17 protein-coding genes are annotated in these 21404 nt (G+C 69.2%); 6 read left to right on the forward strand and 11 right to left on the reverse strand.

What is annotated here, in order from left to right:
* The first annotated feature begins 61 nt into the window (after positions 1–61).
* Genes P7A99_RS09470 through P7A99_RS09485 form a run of 4 tightly spaced genes read left to right on the forward strand, consistent with a single transcriptional unit; the run spans position 62 to position 6675 of the window.
* Positions 62–2011, forward strand: coding sequence for a TonB-dependent receptor domain-containing protein (locus P7A99_RS09470; protein ID WP_277793636.1), 1950 nt, complete (start codon positions 62–64; stop codon positions 2009–2011).
* On the forward strand, positions 2011–5913 hold the full coding sequence (gene cobN, locus P7A99_RS09475; RefSeq protein ID WP_277793637.1) for a cobaltochelatase subunit CobN: 3903 nt from the start codon (positions 2011–2013) through the stop codon (positions 5911–5913). The genes P7A99_RS09470 and cobN overlap by 1 nt, the downstream gene beginning before the upstream one ends.
* The gene (locus tag P7A99_RS09480) at positions 5900–6370 is read left to right on the forward strand and encodes a MotA/TolQ/ExbB proton channel family protein (protein ID WP_277793638.1); all 471 of its coding nucleotides are present in this window, start codon (positions 5900–5902) and stop codon (positions 6368–6370) included. The genes cobN and P7A99_RS09480 overlap by 14 nt, the downstream gene beginning before the upstream one ends.
* Positions 6370–6675 carry a DUF2149 domain-containing protein gene (locus tag P7A99_RS09485; protein WP_277793639.1) on the forward strand — a complete coding sequence of 102 codons (306 nt, stop codon included), beginning with the start codon at positions 6370–6372 and terminating at the stop codon, positions 6673–6675. The genes P7A99_RS09480 and P7A99_RS09485 overlap by 1 nt, the downstream gene beginning before the upstream one ends.
* Before the next feature lies 1 nt (position 6676).
* Here the strand turns inward: P7A99_RS09485 and P7A99_RS09490 are convergent, their stop codons facing one another.
* The 9 genes from P7A99_RS09490 to P7A99_RS09530 all read right to left on the reverse strand — a co-directional run bounded on the left by P7A99_RS09490 (position 6677) and on the right by P7A99_RS09530 (position 18893).
* On the reverse strand, positions 6677–8548 hold the full coding sequence (locus tag P7A99_RS09490) for an alpha/beta hydrolase family protein (protein ID WP_277793640.1): 1872 nt from the start codon (positions 8546–8548) through the stop codon (positions 6677–6679).
* Between the two features lie 44 nt (positions 8549–8592).
* The gene (locus tag P7A99_RS09495; RefSeq protein WP_277793641.1) at positions 8593–9189 is read right to left on the reverse strand and encodes a hypothetical protein; all 597 of its coding nucleotides are present in this window, start codon (positions 9187–9189) and stop codon (positions 8593–8595) included.
* A 196-nt stretch (positions 9190–9385) separates the two neighbouring features.
* A complete protein-coding gene (locus tag P7A99_RS09500) occupies positions 9386–11491 on the reverse strand; it encodes a peptidase domain-containing ABC transporter (protein WP_277793642.1) in 2106 nt (701 codons plus the stop codon).
* A complete protein-coding gene (locus P7A99_RS09505) occupies positions 11488–12795 on the reverse strand; it encodes an HlyD family secretion protein (RefSeq protein WP_277793643.1) in 1308 nt (435 codons plus the stop codon). The genes P7A99_RS09500 and P7A99_RS09505 overlap by 4 nt, the downstream gene beginning before the upstream one ends.
* A gap of 572 nt (positions 12796–13367) precedes the next feature.
* Positions 13368–14807 (reverse strand): TolC family protein, encoded by a 1440-nt coding sequence (locus tag P7A99_RS09510; RefSeq protein WP_277793644.1) that lies wholly within the window; start codon positions 14805–14807, stop codon positions 13368–13370.
* Positions 14807–15871, reverse strand: a complete 1065-nt coding sequence (locus P7A99_RS09515; RefSeq protein WP_277793645.1) for an efflux RND transporter periplasmic adaptor subunit — start codon at positions 15869–15871, stop codon at positions 14807–14809. Before P7A99_RS09515 ends, P7A99_RS09510 begins: the two co-directional genes overlap by 1 nt.
* Positions 15855–17552, reverse strand: coding sequence for an ABC transporter transmembrane domain-containing protein (locus tag P7A99_RS09520; protein WP_277793646.1), 1698 nt, complete (start codon positions 17550–17552; stop codon positions 15855–15857). The genes P7A99_RS09515 and P7A99_RS09520 overlap by 17 nt, the downstream gene beginning before the upstream one ends.
* Before the next feature lie 247 nt (positions 17553–17799).
* Positions 17800–18429, reverse strand: coding sequence for a pyridoxamine 5'-phosphate oxidase family protein (locus P7A99_RS09525; protein WP_277793647.1), 630 nt, complete (start codon positions 18427–18429; stop codon positions 17800–17802).
* 32 nt (positions 18430–18461) lie between these two features.
* Positions 18462–18893: an OsmC family protein gene (locus P7A99_RS09530; RefSeq protein WP_277793648.1), complete on the reverse strand. Its 432-nt coding sequence runs from the start codon at positions 18891–18893 to the stop codon at positions 18462–18464.
* A gap of 133 nt (positions 18894–19026) precedes the next feature.
* On the opposite strand from P7A99_RS09530, the gene P7A99_RS09535 reads away from it, so the two are divergent.
* A complete protein-coding gene (locus tag P7A99_RS09535; RefSeq protein ID WP_277793649.1) occupies positions 19027–19509 on the forward strand; it encodes a hypothetical protein in 483 nt (160 codons plus the stop codon).
* A 20-nt stretch (positions 19510–19529) separates the two neighbouring features.
* Here the strand turns inward: P7A99_RS09535 and P7A99_RS09540 are convergent, their stop codons facing one another.
* Positions 19530–20429 (reverse strand): SDR family oxidoreductase, encoded by a 900-nt coding sequence (locus P7A99_RS09540; RefSeq protein ID WP_277793650.1) that lies wholly within the window; start codon positions 20427–20429, stop codon positions 19530–19532.
* Between the two features lie 134 nt (positions 20430–20563).
* On the opposite strand from P7A99_RS09540, the gene P7A99_RS09545 reads away from it, so the two are divergent.
* Positions 20564–20743, forward strand: coding sequence for a DUF3008 family protein (locus P7A99_RS09545; protein WP_277793651.1), 180 nt, complete (start codon positions 20564–20566; stop codon positions 20741–20743).
* 89 nt (positions 20744–20832) lie between these two features.
* Here the strand turns inward: P7A99_RS09545 and P7A99_RS09550 are convergent, their stop codons facing one another.
* Entirely contained in the window at positions 20833–21369 is a 537-nt protein-coding gene (locus tag P7A99_RS09550) for a hemerythrin domain-containing protein (protein WP_277793652.1), read from the reverse strand.
* Between the last annotated feature and the right edge of the window lie 35 nt (positions 21370–21404).

Below are 21404 nucleotides of genomic sequence, written 5' to 3' on the forward strand. Positions count from 1 at the left end.
CAATGTGATGTTATAACGTTACAAGCGCGACCTTGTTCGATCGGCCTCGGGGGCGCGTTTCATGATTTCCAATCTTCGTTCGTCGGCTCGCGCCGCGCTGTGGCTGCTCGGCTCGGTGTCGGGCCTGGCGCTGGGTGCTACCCACGCCCTGGCCGAGGAGGCGACGGCCGTCTCCCAGGTCGTCGTCACGCCCACAGCCGGCGAACAGAGCTTGCAGGATGCGCCTGCCACCATCTCGGTGGTCACCCGCGAGGTGCTGGAGCGGCGCCCGATCCAGGATCTTTCCGACGCCCTGCGCGGCGAGCCGGGGGTCAATGTCGGCGGCATCGGCATGACCCGCCGCGGGATCAGCCTGCGCGGCATGCCCGTCGAGCACACCCTGGTCCTGGTTGACGGCCGGCGGGTCAGCGCCACCGGCGGCCTCGTGGCTCACGCCGACTACGATCTGGCCTGGACGCCGGTGGAGGCGATCGAGCGCATCGAGGTCGTGCGCGGGCCGATGTCGTCGCTGTACGGCGCCGACGCCCTGGGCGGGGTGGTCAACGTCATCACCCGCAGCGCCACGGACGCCTGGCGCGGATCGGCCACGATCAACGGCTCGCTGCCGCAGAGCGGGGCGGGCAGGGCCTATCAGCTGGGCGGCTACGTCGGCGGTCCGCTTGTCGAGGGCAAGCTCGGTCTCAGCCTCTACGCCGACGCCACCGGCCGCGACCCGACCTACATGGCCGCCGATCCGCGGCAGGCCGAGCTGGAAGGTCGCCGGGCGCTGAACGGGTCGGCGACCCTCAGCTGGACGCCGGACGCAGCCCAGCGCATCGACCTGACCTACACAGCCGGCAAGGATTTCCGCTACCGCGACACGGTCACCTCGGCCGCGCCCATCACCTATTACCGCTTCTCCGACGACATCGACCGCGAGCAGATCGCGCTGTCGCACAAGGGCGACTGGTCCTGGGGCGACACCAGCCTGCGGGCCTATCGCAGCGAGCTGAGCCGGGTGAACATCCGCTCGGCGCGGCAGACGCCGAGCGCGCCGGTGCGCATCGTCGAGCAGGTGGCCGACGGCCTGGTCAGCATCCCGGTCGCGGGGAAGCATCGCTTCAGCTTCGGCGGCGACCTGCGCCGCCAGAGCCTGCGCAATCCGGAGGTCAACGCCGCGGGCCGGGCCAGCGCCGATCAGTACGGCGTCTTCCTGCAGGACGAGTGGGAGATCACGGACCGCTGGTCGGTGGTCGGCGGCGCACGCTTCGACCATCACGAGGCCTATGACTGGCAGACGAGCCCCAGGCTCTACACCGTCTTCCACGCCACCGATCGCCTGACGCTGAAGGGCGGCGTCGGGCGGGGCTTCAAGGCGCCGAGCCTGACGCAGCTGTCGCCCGAATACGACGTGGTCGCCGCGGGCGGACGCTTCACCGTCTACGGCAATCCCGATCTCGAGCCCGAGATCGGCACGACCTACGAGGCGAGCCTCGACTACGACGCCGGCCGCTGGAGCCTGCGGGCGGCGGTGTTCCAGAACGACCTGAAGAACCTCGTCGAGACTCAATGCACGGCCTTTTGCGGCGTGCGGGGGCGCGAGATCCGCCTCTATGGCAACGTCGCCCGCGCGCGCATCCAGGGCTTCGAGGCCGGCGCCGCCGTCGACCTGACCGCCGATCTGAAGCTGCTGGCCAACTACACCCATCTGGAGACCGAGAACCGGGCGACCGGCGCCGAGCTGCTGGAAAAGCCGCGCGACAGCCTCAACGCCCGTCTGGAATGGTCGCCGCGCGACGACCTCTTCGCCCAGTTGCGCGCCGAGTACGTCGGTCGCCAGGTCGTCAGCACCGGCGTGCTGCCGACCTACGCCCTGTGGTTCTTCGAAGCCCGCAAGCGGCTGACCGACCATGTGGCCTTGCGGGTCGGGGTCGAGAACATCACCGACCAGCGCCTGGCCGAGAAGTCGAGCGCCTACACCTATGCCGAGCCGGGCCGGCTCTATCACCTCGGCCTAAACCTGAGCTTCTGATGGCCCGGCTGCTCCAGTTCCTGGCCCTGGCCGTCGTCGCGCTTGTCGTGACGGCGACGGCCGCCCGGGCCGGGTCGATACGCGTTGTCACCACCGATTTCGTCCTGCCGGGCAAGCTCGCCCGGCTCGACGCCTGGGCCCAGCCCCACGGGATGTCGGTGGAAGGCCTGTGGGTCGGCAAGGATCCCCGGCCGGCCAAGGACTGGGCGGCCGGTGTCGACCTGCTGGTGCTCGACACGCCGCGGGGCAATGACGCGGCCGCCGTCATGGGCGCGGCGGGCGAGGCGCTTTCGGCGACGACGACGCCCTGGCTGCGTGTCGGCGGCGGTCCGCCCGCGTGGGGAGGCGGCTTGCCGCCCGAGGTCGCGCGGCGGCTGGCGGCCTATTATGGCGCCGGCGGCAAGGCCAATCTGGATCTCTTCTACCGGGCCTATCTGGCCTGGCGCGCGGGCGAGGACTTGTCGGCGCTGCCGCCGGCCCAGGTCCTGCCGAAGGCCGGCGTCTATCACCCGGACGCCGCCGCCCCGTTCGAAAGCGCCGAGGCCTATCTGGCCTGGGGGCAGGGACGGTGGGCCAAGGACGCGCCGCGGCTCGGGATCATCAGCTACGCCGGAGCGCTGGCCGCCGGCGAGACCGCGCTGCTCGACGCCATCGTTCGCTCGGCCGAGGCCAAGGGTCTCGCGCCGGTGGTGTTCTGGTTCGAAGCGGCCGATCCGCAGGGCGTTTCCAGGGTCGCGCGGGCCGCCGGGCTCGACGTGCTGGTCAACCTGCAGCACCTGCAGAACGGACCGGCCCGGAAGGCCGAGTTCGAGGCGCTGAACATCCCGGTGATGGCCGGGTTCGTGTTCCGCGAAGGCGACATCGCCGCCTGGCGGGCGTCATCATCGGGCATCGCGCCCCAGACGACCGCGACTCTGCTGGCCACGCCCGAAGGCTGGGGCGTCAGCGACCCGATGGTCATCGGCGCGGTCGAGGACGGTGATCCGACGGCTATAGCGGCCCAGGTCGAGGCCCTGACCGCCAAGGCCGCCCGCCTGGCGGCGCTGCGCCGCAAGCCGGAAAGCGACAAGCGCCTGGCCCTGATGTTCTGGAACCACCCCGGCGGCGAGAAGAACATCGGCGCCTCGAACCTCAACGTGCCGCGCAGCCTGGCCCTGCTGACGCAGCGCCTGGCCGAGGCCGGCTACGACGTGCCGCCCACCGGCGAGAAGGCGCTGATCGCCGACGCCCAGGCCATGCTCGGCGGCTACTATCGTCCCGATACGCTGGACGACCTCTTGGCCCGGGGACTGGCTCAGGCCTTTCCGCTCGACGCCTACCGGGCCTGGCTGGCCGGGCAACCGGCCGCGGTCCGCGAGGCCGTGACACGCCGCTGGGGTCCGCCGGAGAAGCATTGGGCCGTGCGCCGGGTGGACGGCCGTCAGGTATTCGTCGTTCCGCGCCTCCAGCTGGGCAAGTTGGTGGTGCTGCCCCAGCCGCCCCGCGCCGACCGCGTCGGCGAGGCCTATCACGACACCAAGGTCCCGCCGGGCCACCTCTATCTGGCGACCTACCTGATGACCCGGCAGGCCCTGGCGAGCGACGCCCTGATCCACCTGGGCACGCACGGAACCCAGGAGTGGACGCCAGGCAAGGACCGCGGCCTTTCGGTCGACGACTTCCCGTTCCTGGCGCTGGGCGACCTGCCGGTCTTCTATCCCTACATCCAGGACAACGTCTCCGAAGCTATCCAGGCCAAGCGCCGCGGCCGGGCCGTCACCATCAGCCACCAGACGCCGCCGTTCGCGCCGGCCGGACTCTATGACGAACTGCGCGACCTGCACGGCCTGCTGCACGAATACGCCCAGCTCGACGCCGGCCCTGTCCAGGTGAAGACCGCCGAGCGGATCCGCGCGCTGGCGACGTCCGCGGGTCTGGCCGCCGACATGGGCTGGGACCAGGCGCGGATGGAGCGGGCGTTTCCCGAGTTCCTGGCGGCGCTGCACGACCACCTGCACGCCCTGGCGGCCACCGCGACGCCTCTGGGCCTGCACACCTTCGGCGAGGCCGCGCCGGTCGAGCTGCGCGCCGCCACGGTGATGCAGCAACTGGGCGAGCCCTACTACCGGCGCCTGGGCCTGGACCCCAAGGAGGTGTTCGCCGAGGACTTCGCCCAGCTGAAGGCGAGCCCCGCCTACGTGCTGGTGGCCCGGCGCCTGGCGTCTTCAGGTCCGCTGGCCGATGTCGCCGATCCCGAGCTTGCGGCCATGCTGGAGCGGGCCGTCGCGCTCGATCGCAACCTGGCGGGGACCGGCGAGATCGAGGCGCTGCTCGAGGGCCTGGACGGCGGCTTCGTGAAGGCCGGCCCCGGCGGGGATCCCGTGCGTGATCCGGAGGTTCCCAGCGGTCGAAACCTCTACGCCTTCGAGCCTGACAAGCTGCCAAGCCGCGCGGCCTACGCCGCAGGCATGGACGCCTTCGACCAGCTCTATGCGGCCTATCGCGACCGGCATGGTCGGCCGCCGACCAAGCTGGCCTTTTCCCTGTGGTCGGGCGAGGCGATCCGCAGTCTTGGCGTCGTGGAGGGCCAGGCGCTCTACGCCATGGGCCTGCGGCCGAGCTGGGACGCGGGCGGCCGGGTCACCGGCCTGGAGATCATTCCGGCCAAGGAACTGGGACGGCCGCGCGTCGACGCCGTGCTGCAGGTCACCGGCGTCTATCGCGACCAGTTCGACGGCTTCATGCGCCATTGGGACGAGGGGATCCAGGCGCTGTCGGCTTTGCGTGAACCGGGCAACGCCGTCGCCGACAACAGCGCCCGGATCGAGGCCGAGCTGGTCGCCGAGGGCGTCGAGCCCGCGCGCGCCGGGCGTCTGGCGGCCGTTCGCCTGTTCGGCAACCCGCCTGGCGACTACGGGACGGGCGTACCGGGCGCGGCCATGGCCTCGACCACCTGGAAGGATGACGGCGAGCTGGCCGACGGCTTCATGGAGCGCCTGCAATATGCCTATGGCGGCGGGGCCTGGGGCGAGAAGCCGGCCGGGCGCAATCTCTTCGCCGCCCAGCTGCACGGCGTGCAGGCGGCGGTGCTGTCGCGCTCGTCCAACCTGCACGGCGTCCTCTCGACCGATCACCCGTTCGAATATCTGGGCGGACTGTCGGCGGCCGTGCGCCGGCTGGACGGGGCCAGCCCCGAGCTCTTCATCACCGACGCGCGCTCGGCCCAACCCAGGGTGCGGCCCGCCGCCGCCGTGCTGGCCGACGAACTGCGCGGCCGCTACCTCAATCCGCAATGGATCCAGTCCATGAAGGGCGAGGGCTATGCCGGCACGCTGCAGGTGCTGGACATGGCCAACAACCTCTTCGGCTGGCAGGCCATGGACCGCTCGATGGTCCGCGCCGACCAGTGGCAGGCGATCCACGACACCTTCGTCATGGACCAGCGCCGGTTGGGCGTGAACGCCTGGTTCGAGGCCGACAATCCCACCGCCCAGGCCCAGGTGATCGAACGCATGGCCGAGGCCGTGCGCAAGGGCTACTGGCGCCCCGACGCCAAGACCCTGCGCGAAATGGCCCAGCGCTGGCGCGAGCTGAAGGGCACGGGCGCACAGACCGGCGCCGCCGAGACCGCCGCCGTGCTGGAGGCCGCCCTGCCGGGCTTCGGCCGCAGCGGCCGTGCGCCAGTCGCTGCCGCTCCATCGTCCTCAGCGGCTGGGGCCTCGCCCGCCGAGCCAGTGCAAGCCAAGGCCGAGCCGACGGTCCGCGGGCGCGTCCTCGAGAAGGTCGCACCACCTGCCAAGGCGCAGCCCCGTCCCGCGTCAGCCCTGCTTGGCCTGCTGGCTCTGCTCGCCTGCCTGGTGCTCGGCGCCGGCCGTCAATTCATCCAAGACCCTCGACTGGAGACCCGTCATGCAAACTCTTGAGGCCGGTCTCTTCGACCTCGCCCGTCTGTTCCTGATCCCGGCCCTCGTGCTGATCGTGCTGGCGCTGGCCTACGCCTTCGTCGCCCTGGGCGGCTTCCTGGTCGAGGCGGCCCAGCGGCGCGCCGGCCGCCACCGCTCGGCCCTGGCCGCGCACCATGCCCGCACGGGCGCGGCGACCGACGACCTGGAGCTCTGGATCATGAAGCGCCTGGAGTGGCTGCGGGTCACGGCCCGCAGCGCTCCTCTGATCGGACTGGTGGCCACCATGATCCCGATGGGGCCGGCGCTGCTGGCTCTGGGCGAGGGCGACGGCGCCTCGATCGGCAAGAACCTGGTGGTGGCCTTCTCGGGCGTGGTGCTCGCCCTGATCGCCGCCAGCATCGCCCACTTCGTGCTCACCGTCCGCCGCCGCTGGCTGCTGGAGGACCTGCGGGCTATCGAGCGGGGCGCGGCCTGATGCGCTTTCTGGAAGACGACGAGGCCGACGACCCGATCCTGTCGGTCGTCAATCTGATCGACCTGTTCGTGGTGGTGATCGCCATCCTGATGATCCTGATCGTCCGCAACCCCCTGAACCCCTTCAACGGCGAGAAGGTAGTGGTGGTGCGCAACCCCGGCGCGGCCGACATGAGCATGGTGGTCAAGGACGGCCGGGAGCTGACCCGCTACGAATCCAGCGGCGCGATCGGCGAGGGCAAGGGGACCAAGGCCGGGGTCACCTACCGCCTGCCGGACGGCAAGATGGTCTACGTGCCCGAATAGCCTAGTTCAGGGCCGCGTCCGTCGTGCAGATCGAAGGTTTCCGGGCCAGCGCGTCGTCGATCCAGGCCGACAGCAGCCGTTTGGCCTCAGCCTCTCGAGCGGGCGACCACGCGCCGACGGTGTGGCCGTCGTCCCGGGATGTCACCTGGGTGACGCAGCCGCCATGCGCGCGCATGGCGTCCACCCACCGCCGCGTGACGCCCGGATAGGCCTGGGCGTCCTTGCCGCCCGCGAAGCTGATGACCGGGATGGCCGAGGCGGTGGTGACGGGGGGAAGCCCCGAACTGCCCGTGCTGCAGCCGCCCTCGGTCTTCGGGCCATGGCCGAACAGGTGAATCGTGTGGCTTCGCGCGGGGTTCTGGCCGCGATCGCAGTCGTACGATCGCTGGGCGGGGGTAAGGTCGATGAGGCCGCTGTCGAGAACGACGAAGTCGAGGCCGGGGGCGCCCAGCTGCGCGGCCGCCGCGCCGGCCAGGCCGCCGGCGCTGACGCCGTACGCGCCGACGGCCGAGTAACCGCCGTCCCCGCGCGCCCGGGCCAGGGCCGTGACGAGGTCCTCGCGCAGGGATTCCGCCATCGGCGCCTTCAGCGCGTGGAAGAAGGGCTGTCCATATCCGGGCGAGCCGCGATAATCGACGTCGAGTACGTCCAGGCCCTGGTCAAGGAAGTAGCGCGTCCAGGCATGGGTGTTGCCCGTCATGTTCTCGACGGGACCGCCGTGGAGGGTGACGACCAGGGCGCGCGCGGGACGGCCGCTCGCGGCCCGCGAATAGAGCCGGGCCCGCAGGGCGCGCTCGCCCGAGCCCAGCAGCACCGGCCGGGAGACGGTCTCGTGGCGTGGCGTCGGTTCGCCTCCCGGCGTGGCGGCCGGGCGGGCCTCGCCGGTGATCAATGAGACCAGGAAGATCGCGTCGCCGCCGTCCACCGAGGTGAAGCCGACGGCGGCCATGTCCATCGACCGGGTCAGGGAAACATGGCGCAGTTCCAGGTTCGGCCTTGCCTGCCGCTGGTCGGCGACGAAGCGAGCCAGCCGTTCGGCGGGCGCCTCAGGGCCTCGCAGGCGAAAGACGCCGTCGGCCGTGTAGCCGATCGCCGCTCCCGTGCCGCCGGCAGGGTAGGCGACCTTCATCGGACCGGTCAGCCCTTCGGGCCAGTCGCTGGTCTCCACGCCCTTGCGGCCGATACGGACGATCTGGCCGCGCGGGCCGAGAACGCCTGAAGAGATCTCGACGGCGCCGGTGACGGTGTCCAGGCGCTGGTCGTATAGCGGCTTCTGGGCGGGCGCCTTCTCATAGACGGTGGCGGGAATGGTCCAGACCGGCCCGTTTGGAAGGCGAAGCTCACGGTCGGGGGAGAGGATCCGCCAGGCGGCGGCCACGCCGTCGGTCGACAGCTGCACATTGCCGTCGGTCAGGGGAGCGCCGAAATCGGCCTCGGCTTCGACCAAGGCCTGCTGGATGGCCTTGGGGGAGAGGCGCTGGTTGAACTCGGGGGTGATCACCTCGGGCAGCGACACGGACTGGCCCGCGCTGACCTGGTCGAGGGTCCAGCCCTCGTCGGTCCTGGTCAGGCGGCGCCAGGGCCCGGCGCCCAGCAGCGCGGCTCGCTCGTCCAGAGTCCAGGTGATGCTGCTCAGCCGGCTTGCGGACTTGAACTGATATGGGCGGCAGGCCGGGACGGACGAATGCGCCGGACAGGCCAGGTCGATCATCGACAGTTCGGCGCGGCTGGCCCCTTTGCCGCCCGGGTGATTGTCGCGTGCAACGGCGAGATAGCGGCCCTCGGGCGAGATCGAGAGCAGCGAGATCGGACCGGCCGACTTGTCGTCCGCCTGGGCGGCCCAGCCGGGCGCGACCGAAAAGGCGATCGCCATGATGGCGATCGCCCCCTTCGTCGCGAAATGTCGCGACGAACTCATCAGCCGTCCGACCGGCCGAGGTTCACGCGGCGGTCGTAGTCGCCGTCGAGATCGGTATCGAGGTAGGCATAGTAGTCGGCGTCGTCGTTGATCGTCAGTTCGATGTCGTTGTTTCCGTCGCCATCGAGATCGATCCCGCCGAGCGAGGACTGGTCGTCGCCGATCTCGTCGGTGTCGGCGATCTGCTGGCCGACCTCGGACAGCTCGTTGCCGTCAAGAGCCTCGCTCAGCTTCTCGCCGGCGTCCGAAGCCTCGCCGGGGGCGGATTGCGCCGTGAACATCTGGGCTTCCTGCAAGCCTTGGGCGGCCTTGTTCAGGTCGAGGTTCCCGGACAGTTCCTGGCCGCCGACGGTGACGGTGATCCGCAGGGAGCCGAGGTCCTCAGGCTCTTCGGATTCGTCCTCGGGGCCCACGCCGTCGTCGTAGCTGTCGTCGGGATCTTCGTAGTCGATGTCGCCGTCGTCATCGTCGCCGTCGTCCGACGGCGGGGTGACCACGACCTCTTCGACCTCGTTGTCCTCTTCTTCGCTTTCGTCGTCGCTGCCCGTGCCGCCGGCGATCAGCAAGAGTTCTTCGTCGAGCAATTCGCGCATCATCTATTCCATCTGGAAGTTGTGCGGACGATTCCGCTCGCTCTAACTGCGCAGATTCGAGAGTAGCTAGAAGTAGTGTTTTCGGTAAATATTCAATTGATTCACAAGTCCGCGTTTCATGTAAGCGAAATTGTCTCGCACCGAATGGTGCAAGATTGAATCTATACCTAGTAGTTGTGAGTGTTGGTGGTTTTTCTATCTATGCTGTTTCGTGCTGAGGCTTCTGGGTGTTGCGCTTGATCTCCTGCAGGTCGGTCGACAGGCGCAGGATGCGGTCGGCGGCCGCGATGGTTTCGGGGCGGTGGGCGACGATGATCCGGGTCATGCTCAGGGCCTTGAGCTCGGCGTTGATCGATCGCTCGCGCTTGAGGTCAAGGTGCGAGGTCGCCTCGTCGAGGATCAGCACCTGCGGCTCCTTGTAGAGCGCGCGGGCCAGCAGCACGCGCTGCTTCTGGCCGCCGGACAGGGAGGACCCCATGTCGCCGACCAGGGTCTCGGCGCGCATGGGCATGGCTCGGACCTCCTCCTCGATCGCCGCCAGGCCCAGGCACCGCCAGACCCGCTCCATGTCGATGTGCTCGTCGAAGAAGGCGACGTTCTCGGCGATCGATCCTGGCAGCAGGTCGTCGTCCTGCATCACCACGCCGAAGGCCTGGCGCACCGCCTTGGCGCCCCATGAGGACAGCGGCAGGCCGTCCAGGCGGACATCGCCGACGGTCGGCGGGTAGAGGCCGCAAAGGACTTTCAGCAGCGTCGACTTGCCCGCGCCCGACAGGCCGACGATCGCCACCATCTCGCCGGGCCTGATCTGGGCGTTCAGCCCCTTGAGCACCCAGGGATCCCGCGGACCGTAGCGGTACATCAGCCCGTCGATGTCCAGTCGGCCGCGCACCGGCGGCAGGCCGTCTGGCGCGCGATCCAGTCCCGGCTCCCGCGCTCGCAGCGCAATGTCGGCCAGGCGCTCGGTGTGCACGTCGAGCAGGCGCCAGTTGATCATCTGGTCGAAGAGGCTCGTCGCCCGCGCCATGAACTGGCTGCGATAGGCGATGAAGGCGTAGAGCGTCCCGACGGTGGTCTCGCCCGCTGTTACCGCGCGCACGCCCAGATAGATGATCAGTATGCCGCCCAGGGCCTCGAAGGCTCTCTGGGCGGTGGCGAACAGCGAGCTCGTCAGGGCGCTGTTCTGGCTCGCGCGGACGGAGTCGGCCAACTTGTTGGCCCAGTCGGCCTCGCGCTTGCTCTCGCCGCCCATCAGCTTGATGGTCTGCATGGCGCGCAGGGTCTCCAGGCGCTTGCCCTGTTCGGCGACCGACGCCAGAAGCGCCTCGGCCCCGAGCCGCCGGCTGAGCGGAAGGCCGCACAGACGCACGACGACGTAGACCAGCAGCCCGCCGCCCGTCACCGCCGCCAGCATCGGGGCGTAGAGGGTCATCAGCACCAGCGTGGTGAGCGCCAGCCCCCCGTCGATCACCGCGCCGACGAGGCCGCCGGAAATCAGCGCCTTGACCGGATCGAGCGCCTGGAAGCGGCTCTGCACGTCGGCCAGCTTGCGCCGCTGGAACCAGGGCAGGGGCAGGCGGATCATGTGGTGGAAGAGCCGCTGGCTCATGTCCCAGGCCAGCAGGGAGGAGACGCTCTGCAGCGCCACCGCTCGCAGCGCCTCGGCGCCGGCGTTGAACACGGCGAAGACGGCGAAGCCGATCGCCAGCCCCGACAGCAGCTCGATGTCGCCCTTGGCGGCCGCCTCGTCGATGGCGATCTGCATGTAGAACGGGCTGGCCAGCACATAGACCTGAAGCAGGATCGACAGGATCAGCACCTGGGCCATGCCGGCGCGGATGTCGCCGGTCCAGCGCATCAGGCTGAACAGGCGCAGCGACGAGCGCTTGGCGCGCTTCTGGAAGTTGGGGGCGGGGGCCAGTTCCAGCGCCACGCCCGTGAAGGCGCGGGCCGCTTCGGTCGTGGAGACGGTGCGGTGTCCGCGCGCCGGATCGAAGATCCTGACGCCCGAGCGCGTGACGCGTTCGAGGACCACGAAATGGTTGAGCCCCCAGTGGAGAATGGAGGGGCTCTTGAGGTCGGAAAGCTCTTCCAGCTCGCAGCGGATCGCGCGCGCCGACAGGCCGATGTCGTTGGCGATGTCGATCAGGCCGCGCGCGGTCATGCCGCGGGTCGACACCGAGTATCGCTGCCTGAGCCAGGTCAGGTCGATCTCGGAGCCGGCCATGGAGGCGGCCATGCCCAGGCAGGCCAGTCCGCATTCGGCGGCCTCGGTCTGGCGGTTGCGGACGGCGGCGCGGCTCATGCCTCGTTCCTCCGCCGGGCGGCCAGGAGCGGCTCGAGCAGCCATTCCAGGAACGAGCGCGATTCCAGGATCAGGTCGGCGCTGACGCGTCCGCCGGGCGCCAGGCGCCAGCTCTGGCCGTAGGCGCTGACCGTCTGCCGGTCGAGCGCCACGGTGATGCGATAGAGGCCCTCCTTGGTCTCGATCGGCACCGGCAGGTCGGCGGGATTGGTCGGTGCGTCGGCGCGCTTGAGGACGTGGCCGTGGCCGACGCCGAAGCGCTGGTAGGGAAAGGCTTCGTACATCAGGCGAACCCGGTCGCCGGGCTTGATGAAGCCGACGGCCTTGGACGGCGCCCACAGTTCGGCCTGCAGGTTCGCGCCGTCGGGAAGCATGATCGCCAGCGGCTGGGACGGGGAGGCGGCGGCGCCCAGCCTAGCCTGGAGGGCTGCGATCCGGCCGGCCTGAGGAGCGGTGACGACGATTTCCCGCTCGGCGGCGTATCCCGCCTGCTTTTCGCGCAGTTGGGCGTCGGCGCCGCGGAACTCGGCCTGGGCGAGCTGGGCCTCGGCCTCGATGCGGCGTTGTTGGGCGTCCAGAGCCTTCAGCGAGGTGTCGGCGGCGTCCAGCTCCTGCTCCAGCAGGATTTGGTCCTGATCGGCGTCGAGCCAGGCTTCTTCCTTCTGGCGCAACTGGAGTTCGGACACGAAGCCCTTGTCGCGCAGCGGTCGGGCCGCCTCGAAGGACGCCTGATTGAGGGCGACGCGACGCTTCTGGAGATCGATGTTGCGTTGCAGGCGAGCCCGCTGCGCCGTGAGGCCGGCGCGCTTGGCGCTGATCTCCTCCAGTTGCCGCTCGATTGCGACGCCGGATGCCTTCGCCCTGTCCTGAAGGGATCGGGCCTGCGCCATCGAGGCGTCCGACAGAATGGCCCCCAGGCGTTCGCCGCCCTCGATCAGCGGGTCGAGCGTCAGGGTGGCGATGGGCGCCCCCGCGGCGACCTTGTCACCCTCGGCGACATGCAGGCGACTGATCACCGCCGATCTCGGGGTCGTGACGCGAATGGCGCCCGCCCTCGGTTCCAGGACCCCGCTCACGGTCTCTTTGCGGGTGTAGGTGTTGGTGGCCAGAAAGGCGCCGACGACGATGAAGGTCAGGCTCAGAAAGCCCGTCAGAGTCCAGATGGTGAGCCGGTGCAGCCTCACGGGCGCGCCATAGGCGTCTTGCAGCGCGGCCAGCGCTTCGGGGCGGATCAGTGGTGAGTGCTGCGTGTGATCGACGTGCGCCTGGCCGGGCTGGTCGCGGGTGGCGGTGGGCTCGAGCATGGGGCTCAGCCCTCGTGTGCGAGCTGGATGGCGTGAGGCGGTCGCGTGCGGGCGGAGCCGGGGTGGAAAGGGCCTTCGATCGACACGCTTACGCAGCTCCACAAACACAATTTGAGCGAGAAGCAACCTCTTAAACAATGCCTGGCCGAGCTGGGCCGTGGTGGCAAGTGGAGATTTTATGAATTGGCGATCAGCTTGGAATCTCGGAATTGAAAATAGTAGTTTAATTCAATTATTTAATTCAAAATCGGCTGTGATTTAGATTGAATATTACAAAGTTATTTCAAATAGCGGAAAGTATGGCGCCTTTTTACTAGGCGTTGGCGTGGGCGCCTGAATATTTTCAGGGCGCTTATCGCGTGCCTGGCTTGCTTTCCACGTTCTCCCCTGGGCGCCGGCGCCCTGGACTGGCCACGCCCGCGCAAACGCGAAGGGGGCCTCCTGTGGCTGACGACGCAGGCTGCATTTTCCTCACCAACAATTTTCGGATGAGCGAAATTCAGGCGTCGCGCTGGAGCCTCTTCCTGCGGCCGTCGAAGGGGGAGGGAAGCGTCTCGAGTCTGGAAACGGCCTCAGTCCAGGCCCAGGGCGGCATGGTCCACGGTCGCCGCGGCGAGTTCGGCGCGGGCCAGGGCGATGCGGGCTTGAGCCTCGATCAGCCGGACGGCCGCGTCGGTCGCGGTTTCCTCGCGTTGGTTGACCAGGAAGAAGTCGCTGGAGCCCAGTTCGAACCGGCGTCGCTCGGCGCTCGCCAGGCGGTCGGCCAGGTCGCGCTCCTGCTCGGCGGCCCTGGCCAGGCGCTCGGCGGCGTAGAGAGCGATGCCGGTCCCCTCGACCTCGACGGCGATCTGGTCGCGCAGGAAGCGCCCCCGGGCCTGAAGGGCGTCGATCTCGGCGCGGGTTTCGTCGATCTTGCCCCGGGCCGCGCGGTTCTGAAGCGGGACCGAGAAGCGGAACCCGACGACCGCCTCGGTGGGCGTGCGGCTGGGGCCGCCCAGGCCTTCGGGTCCTATGTCCTTGCCGACTTCCATCCTCAGATCGAACCGGGGCTTCAGGTCGTTCTCGGCCTGGGCGAGGCGGGCCTGCGACTGGTCCACGCGCCTCAGCAGGCCTTGGAGGTCCGGCCGCGCGGCGGCTGGATCCGCGCCGGTGGCCGCCGTCCGGGGACCGGCGAGCGCGCCGGTGTCGGTTGGCAGCCGGCCCTCGTCCACAACGACCGGTTGGCCGCTGGCGTCGCGGTAATAGAGCGACAGGGTGTTGGCGGCCGCCTGCATGTCGCCTTCGGCGCGCACCACCAGGGCGCGGCGGCGCACCAGGTTCTGCTCGTTCTCGGTGAGCAGGATGTCGGGTTTGGCGCCCAACCGAACCTGGCGCTCGATGCCCTCGCGCCGGCTGTCGGCCAGGGCCAGGAGATCGCGATAGGCCTTCAGCCGGCGGCCGGCCGCGACCCAGTTCTGATAGGCGATGATTGCGCGCGTCTGCACGCCGATCGCCACGGCCTGGCGCTCGAAACGGGCGATGTCGATGTCCGAGGCGGCCAGCGTGCGACGCGTGCGGCGCTCGTCGACCAGCCGGTCGCGCAGCAGGGCGTAGAGCACGCCGATCTTGGCCTCGCCCAACTCGTTGGTGTGCGCCTGGTCCTCGTACACGGGGAAGTCGCCGCGCGAGACGCGATAGGCGCCGTAGACGTAGCCGCCGTTGTCGCCGAACGGCCGCGTGGCGCGCGCTTCCACCTGGGCGCCGTCATAGTAGCCGAGCGCGCGCGAGCGGCTTTCGACGGAGAACACCGTGTCGAAGGCGCCTTCCGCGGTCAGGGCGCGGCTTCTGGCTTGGCGCTCGCGCGCCAGCTGCTCGACGATCTGTGGCGAGGAGCGCGCCGAGGCCGCCAGCAGCTCGGCCAGGGTCAGGGGAGCGAGCGACCGCTCGGCCGGGACTGGCGCCGCCACGGCTTGGGCCAGCGCCTCGCCGGACAGCGAGCCGAGCAGAAGCAGGGTTAGGGAAAGCCGGAGCATCACTTGGCCTTGGCCGTATCCTTGTCGCCGCCTTTGGCCGGGGCGGCGGGAGCGCTGGCCGCCTGGCCGAAATCGAGCGGAAAGTCGTTGAGCTGGCGCCAGAGTTCGTAGCCGACCGACACCGTCTCGCCCTGCACCCAGCCGCGGACCTTGCCGCCCAGCCTTGCGAAACGCTGGTCAGGCCAGGGCGCCTTGCCGGGCGCCGGCTCGACGAGCACGCGGAACAGGCCGGAAGGCGCTGCGGTCGGGTCGATCGAGCGCACCTGCCCGTCGAACAGGCCCTGGGCCACCGCGGGCCAGCCGCTGAACTGGATCGCCGGCCAGCCCTCGAACTCCAGGCGCACCGCGCGCCCGGGCCGCACGAGGGGCACATCGCGGCCGTCGATGAACAGTTCGACCACCCGTTCGGTGCGTTCGGGCGCCACCACGGCCAGCACCGTGCCGGCCGACACCAGGCCGCCGCCGGCGGCGGCGTTGATGGTCTGGATGCGTCCGCTGCGGGGCGCGCTGACCATCTGGGCCGACTGCCGGTTCAGCTGAACGTCGATGCGGTTCAGCTTGGCGCGCGATTCCGCCAGCTTGGCGGCGGCCTCGGCCACCTTGATCTGGGCCTGCTCGAAGTCGCGGCGGGCGACCAGGCCCTCGGCCAGCAGCTGCCGCGAGCGGCCGACGTCGATGCTGGCCACCGCCTGGGCCTGGCGCACCGCGGCGATCTCGGCCTGCACCTGCGCGCGCTCTGCGGCGAGGCGCGTGAGAAGGTTCGGATCGAGGTCGGCGATACGGGCGATCGGATCGCCGGCTTCGACATGCTGGCCGTCCTGCACGTACCAGCGCTCGACCCGGCCCCCGACCAGCGCCGAGACGTCCTGCGCGCGGTCTCCGGGATCGGGCGCCGCCACCTGGCCTCTGCCCTGGGCGGTCTGCATCCAGGGCACGAAGAACAGGATGGCCAGCGAGACGAGGATGCCGGCCGCGACCATCCAGCCCAGGGCCGCGACCACGCGAGGCGGCCGCTGCTGCGCCAGCGTCTTGAAATGCGAAAGGTGTTCAGGACGGTAGGGCATGGGCTTCCCTACGGTGGGAGAGATGTTCCTGGAGCTCGGCGAGCGAGGCGAAGCGGCGCTGTTCGGTCATGCCAAGGTGCAGCCAGCCGTCGAGAACCATGTCCTCGGGACGCCCGGTGAACAGCAGTGTGGTGGCGCCGCGCGCCTTGAGCGCGTCCAGCGCGGCCGCCAGGGTGCGCGAGGGCAGCAGGTCATACAGCTGTCCCAGCACCAGAAGCTTGGGCTCGACCAGCAGGGCGTTGGCGAGCCGCAGCGCCATCATGGATCCCAGGCTGAGGGGGTGGCCGTTGGCGGCCAGCGGCGTGTCCAGCCCCTTGGGCAGCTGAGCCACGCGCTCCTGCAGGCCGACCACGGCCAGGGCGTCGAGCATCCGCGTCGCCGTGACGTCGCTGGCGGCCATCGCCAGATATTCCCGGATGGTGACTTCTGCGATGGTCGGCCGGTTGAGCACCAGCACCTGCGAGCGCAGCAGGTACATGTCGAGGGCGTCGAGGTCGGCGCCCCCGATCGAGACGAGGCCACGCTCGGGGTGGACGTGGCGCTTCAGCACCAGGGCCAGCTTGCGCTCGGCGCCGGGGTCGGCGGCGACCACCAGCTGTTCGCCCGCGGTCAGGGCGAAATCGAAGCGAGCGTCCTCAAGCTTGACGTCCATCAGCCGCAGGGCGCCGTCGCTCGGCGCGCCCGCGCCGCGGGCCGGAGGCTTCTCCTGCGGGATGGAGAACAGCAGCGACAGCTCCTCGGCGCTGGCCACCAGGTCGTAGAAGGTGTCGAGGTAGTAGCCCAGCTGAGAGACGCCGTAGAACACGCCCGAGAGGATCAGTTCGGCCGCCACCAGCTGGCCGATCGACAGCTCGCCGCGTAGGATCAGGTTGCCGCCGAGCATCAGCAGGGCGGCGCTGGCCAGGGCGTAGATCAGCAGGTAGCTCAGGGTCTGGGCGAAGCTCGAGCGGAAGTAGCGCTTGTGCGCGCCCACATAGGCGGCGGTCATCGCCTCGGACCGGTCCATGGCGAAGGCCAGGTGGCGGCTGGACTTGTAGAAGCCGTTCGAGCCGCCGACGCTTTCGAGCCAGCGCGCGGTGTTGTGCTTGGCGTGGCTGAGGGCCACGGCGCCGGTGATCGCACCTCGTCGCCAGATCAGCCAGACCAGCACGACCGCGACGACCAGCACGATGTTAAAGGCCAGGAAGAAGGGGTGGTAGAAGCTCGTCACCGTCAGCCCCACCATCCCCTGGAGCAGGATGGTGAAGGCCCCGATGACCAGGCCCGGCACCGCCTTCTGGACGACCGTGAGGTCGAAATAGCGATTGAACAGGTCGCCCCGGCTGGCGTCGCCGAAGAACGGGTTCTGGGCGTGCACGGCCCGGATGGTGATCTCGGCCACGACGCGCGAGAACACCCGGCGCTCGAAAGCGGCCATCAGGTAGACCCGCAGGGCGCTGAGGGCGGCCACGATCAGCAGCAGCGACAGCAGCACCCCTGACAGCGTCCACAGCGGCGCGGGCAGGGCGATGTTGGCCACGCTGTTGATCAGCAACTGCACCGAGATCGGCGTCGCCAGCGACATCAGGCCGATGGCCAGGGTGTAGAGGATGCCGAGCTTCACATAGGCGATGTCGGGACCGACGATCTCCGACAGCCACCTTGTCGCTTCCCTGAACCCGATACGTTCGCTCGTCGCCACGTCCGCCTCTGCTCGCTCCGATCCATGAGCGCCTCGTCCGTGCCGAGCAGCCGGGAAGGGGCCGTCGCAGCGTTGGAGACGAAGCATTCATGTCGAGGTGGGCGATACACCGGAGGCGCGTTCCGGATCCCATCAATGGCGTTACAAAGTGTGTACGCGCCAACCTTGAGTATTCGAGCGATGTGGCGCGATGCGTTCGACACGCGACGCTTGGCGGGTGAGTTTAACCGCTCGAATCGAGCGGAGCCTAACGTCCGTCCTGTTCGAGACGCTCGCGCAGGGCTTGGTTTTCTGCTTCCAGCGCGTCCAGCCTTTCGCGAAGCGGCTGGACCGCGCGGGAAATCTCGGCCTCGGTAAAGCGCGGCACGATATGCTGGGGGCAGTTCCAGTCGAAGGCCGCCAGCCGCAACCGAAAGATCCGCTCGGGCCTGCCCCGATAAGAGGGATCGGACACCTGGGCCAGCAGGGCCGGGTCGGCGTCCAGCGCCAGGCGTTCGGCATGGGCCAGGATCTTCAAACGGGCCCGGCGGGGATAGTCGACCAGGATCAGGGCGACGCGGTTGTTGGCGTCGAGGTTGCCGACGCTGATGTACTGGCGATTGCCGCGAAAGTCGGCGAAGGCCAGGGTCGTCTCGTCGATCACCTTCAGGAAGCCGGGCGGTCCGCCGCGATATTGCACGTAGGGCCAGCCGGTTTCCGACACGCTGGCCATGTAGAAGCTGTCGCGCTCGGCGATGAAGGCCTTTTCGTCCGCCGTGAACGCCTCCATTCGCCGATCGACCTGCCCGGGCGTCCACAGATGGTCGACGCCCATTTCGGCCTGTGCGGCGCTCACGCTCGCCGAGCCGGCGAGGTCCAGAAAGCTGTATCGGCTCACGAAAAGTCCCTCATCGCGCTGTGAGGCGAAGGCTATTCCACCAGAGCCGCGTCGAGCGTGATCTCGGCTTTCAGAAGCTTGGAGACCGGGCAGTTGGTCTTGGCGGCGTTCGCCAGCGTCTCGAAGGTGGCCTGGTCGGCGCCGGGAATCCTGGCCTTGAGGGTCAGGTGCGAGGCGGTGATCGCATAGCCGCCCTCGACCTGCTCGAGCGTGACCTTGGCCGAGGTGTCCATCTGGTCGGCTCTCAGACCAGCCTCGCCCAGCACCAACGACAGGGCCATGGTGAAGCAAGCTGAATGCGCCGCGGCGATCAGTTCCTCCGGATTGGAGCCGGGCTGGCCCTCGAAACGGCTGGAAAAGCCGTACGGATAGGCCTGCAGGGCGCCGCTTTCGGTCGAGATCGAGCCCTTGCCGTCCTTGATGCCGCCGCTCCAGGCGGCCGATCCGGTCCTGACGATCTTCATCGCGTTCTCCTTGCGTCTTGAAGTCCCGGCGACAGAGCCACCATAGGCGCCTCACGGCTTGAACGAAAACGGTGTCACGGCGTGCGAGGCTAGGCGTTCTGAACCTTGGGGCGGCCTGGCGTGTTCAGCCGACATGACCAACACAGCCCTCATCCCGTCCGCCCTCATCGGCGCCGTCGCCAGCGCCCGCTCGATGACGCCGATGGCCACCATCGCCGCGGCCCGCCTTGCAGGGCGCGGCACCCCCGGCAGGCTCGTCCTGCTCGATCATCCGCTGTTCAAGTTCGGCGCCCTGGCCATGGGGCTGGGCGAATTGCTGGGCGACAAGATGAAGACCGCGCCGGACCGGACGGTGTTCCTGGGCCTGCTGGCCCGGATCGCCAGCGCCGGCATCGCCGGAGCGGCCTTGGCGCCGCGCGGTCGCGAGAAGGCCGGCGCCGGCGTGGCGATCGCCACCGCCGTCCCACTGGCCTACCTGACCCTGGCCGGACGCAAGCGCGCGATGTCGAAGATCGGCCAGACGCAAAGCGGTCTCGTCGAGGACGCCCTGGTCGTGGCCGCGGGGGTGGCGACCATCGCCTTCTTCACCCACGGCCGCTGGGGCGATCGCGGCTGACCGCGACCGCCGCGCCGGCGTCAGGCGATGCCGGCGCCGCCCGTGACGCCATAAACCTCGCCGGTCGTGAAGCTGGCCTCCTGCGAGGCGAGCAGCACATAGACCGGCGCGATCTCGACCGGCTGGCCGGGCCGGCCGAACTGGCTGTGCTCGCCGAAGTGCTGGACCTTCTCCTGAGTCTGGCCGCCGCTCGGCTGCAGCACGGTCCAGAACGGGCCCGGCGCCACGGCGTTGACCCGCACGCCATCCTTGATCAGCTGCTTGGCCAGCGCCTTGGTGAAGGCGACGATGCCGGCCTTGGTGGTGGCGTAGTCAAGCAGGTTGTCGGACGGCTCGTAGGCCTGCACCGAGGCGGTGTTGATCACCGCCGCACCCGGCCGAAGGTGGGGGCGGGCCGCCTGGGTGATCCAGAACATGGCGTAGAGATTGGTCTTCAGGGTGTGGTCGAACTGCTCGCTGTCGATCGCGCCGATATCGGGCCGGCTCACTTGCTTGCCGGCGTTGTTGACCAGGATGTCCAGCCCGCCCAGGCCCTCGACCGCCGCGGCCACGAGCTCGCGACAGAAGGCCTCGTCCTTGATGTCGCCGGGCAGGGCGAGCGCCTTGCGGCCCTCGGCCTCGATCAGCGAGACCACTTCGCGCGCGTCGCTCTCCTCGCTGGGCAGATAGCCGATGGCGACGTCGGCGCCTTCGCGGGCATAGGCGATCGCCGCGGCGCGGCCGATGCCTGAGTCCGCGCCGGTGATCAGCGCCTTGCGGCCGGCGAGCTTGCCTGCGCCCCGATAGCTGTCCTCGCCGTGGTCGGGTTTGGGGTGCATCTTGGCGGCCAGCCCCGGGGCGGGCTGCGGCTGGGCCGGGAAGGGCGGCTTGGGGTACTGCTCGCGGGGGTCCTGCATGCGCAGGCGGTCGTCCTTGCTCATGTCCGTCTCCTGGGTGTGCGCATCAACGGGGCGATCGCGGGCGGTGTTCCGCCGGGAAGGGCCCGGCCTGCGGCCGCGAGAACCTTGGCGGGATGGGCGGGCGTTGAAGCAGGGTCAGCCAGATGGAGACCGTCATGCCCGCCAAGTCCGCCGCCCAGCAGAAAGCCGCCGGAGCCGCCCTGTCGGCCAAGCGCGGAGACACGCCCAAGAGCAAGCTCAAGGGCGCGTCCAAGTCGATGCTGTCGATGAGCGAAAAGCAGCTTGAAGAGTTTGCCCACACCAAGCGCAAGGGCAAGCCCGAGCACGTCCGCTGACCTGTTTGGAGCTGCTGGTCCGCCCCGCGACGGCCTCGTCTGCGCGAAAAGGCCGTCGCTGCTGAAGGGCCTGAGGCGCCGAGCTGACCCTAGTGAGAAGCCTGCCTGGAGAGTTCGGCCATCAGCTCTTCCTTGCGGGCGGCCATGCGCTCGCCCATCGCTTCGAGATCCTCGTCGCCTTTCTTGGCCTGAGCGAAGAAGCCGCCCGGCTGCTCTTCTTCCTTGACGTGGTGCTTGATGTATTCGCCCAGCACCTTGACCTTGGCGTCGTAGAACTCCTCGCCCGGCTTCATCGCCTCGATCTCGGCGATCAGCTTCTTGGCGCCGTCGTGCTCGACATAGGCCTCGTCGATCAGGTCGTCCTCCACCTCGCCGCGGCTTTCGGGATAGAGCACCTCTTCCTCGATCTGGGTGTGGACTTTCAGCGCGAGCGCGATCTTGTCGAAGAGGGCCTGCTTTTCGCGGTCGCTTTCCAGCTGCTCGTATTCGTCGAACATGGCCTCGACCTCGCGGTGGTCGGCCTTGAGCAAGCGGATCGCCAGGGGATCGCGGCGGCCGGTGCGGCGCGTGCGGCGCGACTTGGCGGTCTTCGAGGCGGATTTCGAGGCGGTCTTGGTGGTGGGCATGTCGGCGCTCCGGTTGGCGTTGCTTGCGGCTTCAA

It is taken from the genome of Caulobacter endophyticus, from assembly GCF_029543245.1.
Lineage (GTDB): Bacteria > Pseudomonadota > Alphaproteobacteria > Caulobacterales > Caulobacteraceae > Caulobacter > Caulobacter endophyticus_A.

Coding starts and splice junctions, on each gene's coding strand:
- P7A99_RS09470 (WP_277793636.1), top strand. CDS start 62: ATGATTTCCAATCTTCGTTCGTCGGCTCGCGCCGCGCTGTGGCTGCTC.
- cobN (WP_277793637.1), top strand. CDS start 2,011: ATGGCCCGGCTGCTCCAGTTCCTGGCCCTGGCCGTCGTCGCGCTTGTC.
- P7A99_RS09480 (WP_277793638.1), top strand. CDS start 5,900: ATGCAAACTCTTGAGGCCGGTCTCTTCGACCTCGCCCGTCTGTTCCTG.
- P7A99_RS09485 (WP_277793639.1), top strand. CDS start 6,370: ATGCGCTTTCTGGAAGACGACGAGGCCGACGACCCGATCCTGTCGGTC.
- P7A99_RS09490 (WP_277793640.1), bottom strand. CDS start 8,548: ATGGCGATCGCCTTTTCGGTCGCGCCCGGCTGGGCCGCCCAGGCGGAC.
- P7A99_RS09495 (WP_277793641.1), bottom strand. CDS start 9,189: ATGATGCGCGAATTGCTCGACGAAGAACTCTTGCTGATCGCCGGCGGC.
- P7A99_RS09500 (WP_277793642.1), bottom strand. CDS start 11,491: ATGAGCCGCGCCGCCGTCCGCAACCGCCAGACCGAGGCCGCCGAATGC.
- P7A99_RS09505 (WP_277793643.1), bottom strand. CDS start 12,795: ATGCTCGAGCCCACCGCCACCCGCGACCAGCCCGGCCAGGCGCACGTC.
- P7A99_RS09510 (WP_277793644.1), bottom strand. CDS start 14,807: ATGCTCCGGCTTTCCCTAACCCTGCTTCTGCTCGGCTCGCTGTCCGGC.
- P7A99_RS09515 (WP_277793645.1), bottom strand. CDS start 15,871: ATGCCCTACCGTCCTGAACACCTTTCGCATTTCAAGACGCTGGCGCAG.
- P7A99_RS09530 (WP_277793648.1), bottom strand. CDS start 18,893: ATGAAGATCGTCAGGACCGGATCGGCCGCCTGGAGCGGCGGCATCAAG.
- P7A99_RS09535 (WP_277793649.1), top strand. CDS start 19,027: ATGACCAACACAGCCCTCATCCCGTCCGCCCTCATCGGCGCCGTCGCC.
- P7A99_RS09540 (WP_277793650.1), bottom strand. CDS start 20,429: ATGAGCAAGGACGACCGCCTGCGCATGCAGGACCCCCGCGAGCAGTAC.
- P7A99_RS09545 (WP_277793651.1), top strand. CDS start 20,564: ATGCCCGCCAAGTCCGCCGCCCAGCAGAAAGCCGCCGGAGCCGCCCTG.
- P7A99_RS09550 (WP_277793652.1), bottom strand. CDS start 21,369: ATGCCCACCACCAAGACCGCCTCGAAATCCGCCTCGAAGACCGCCAAG.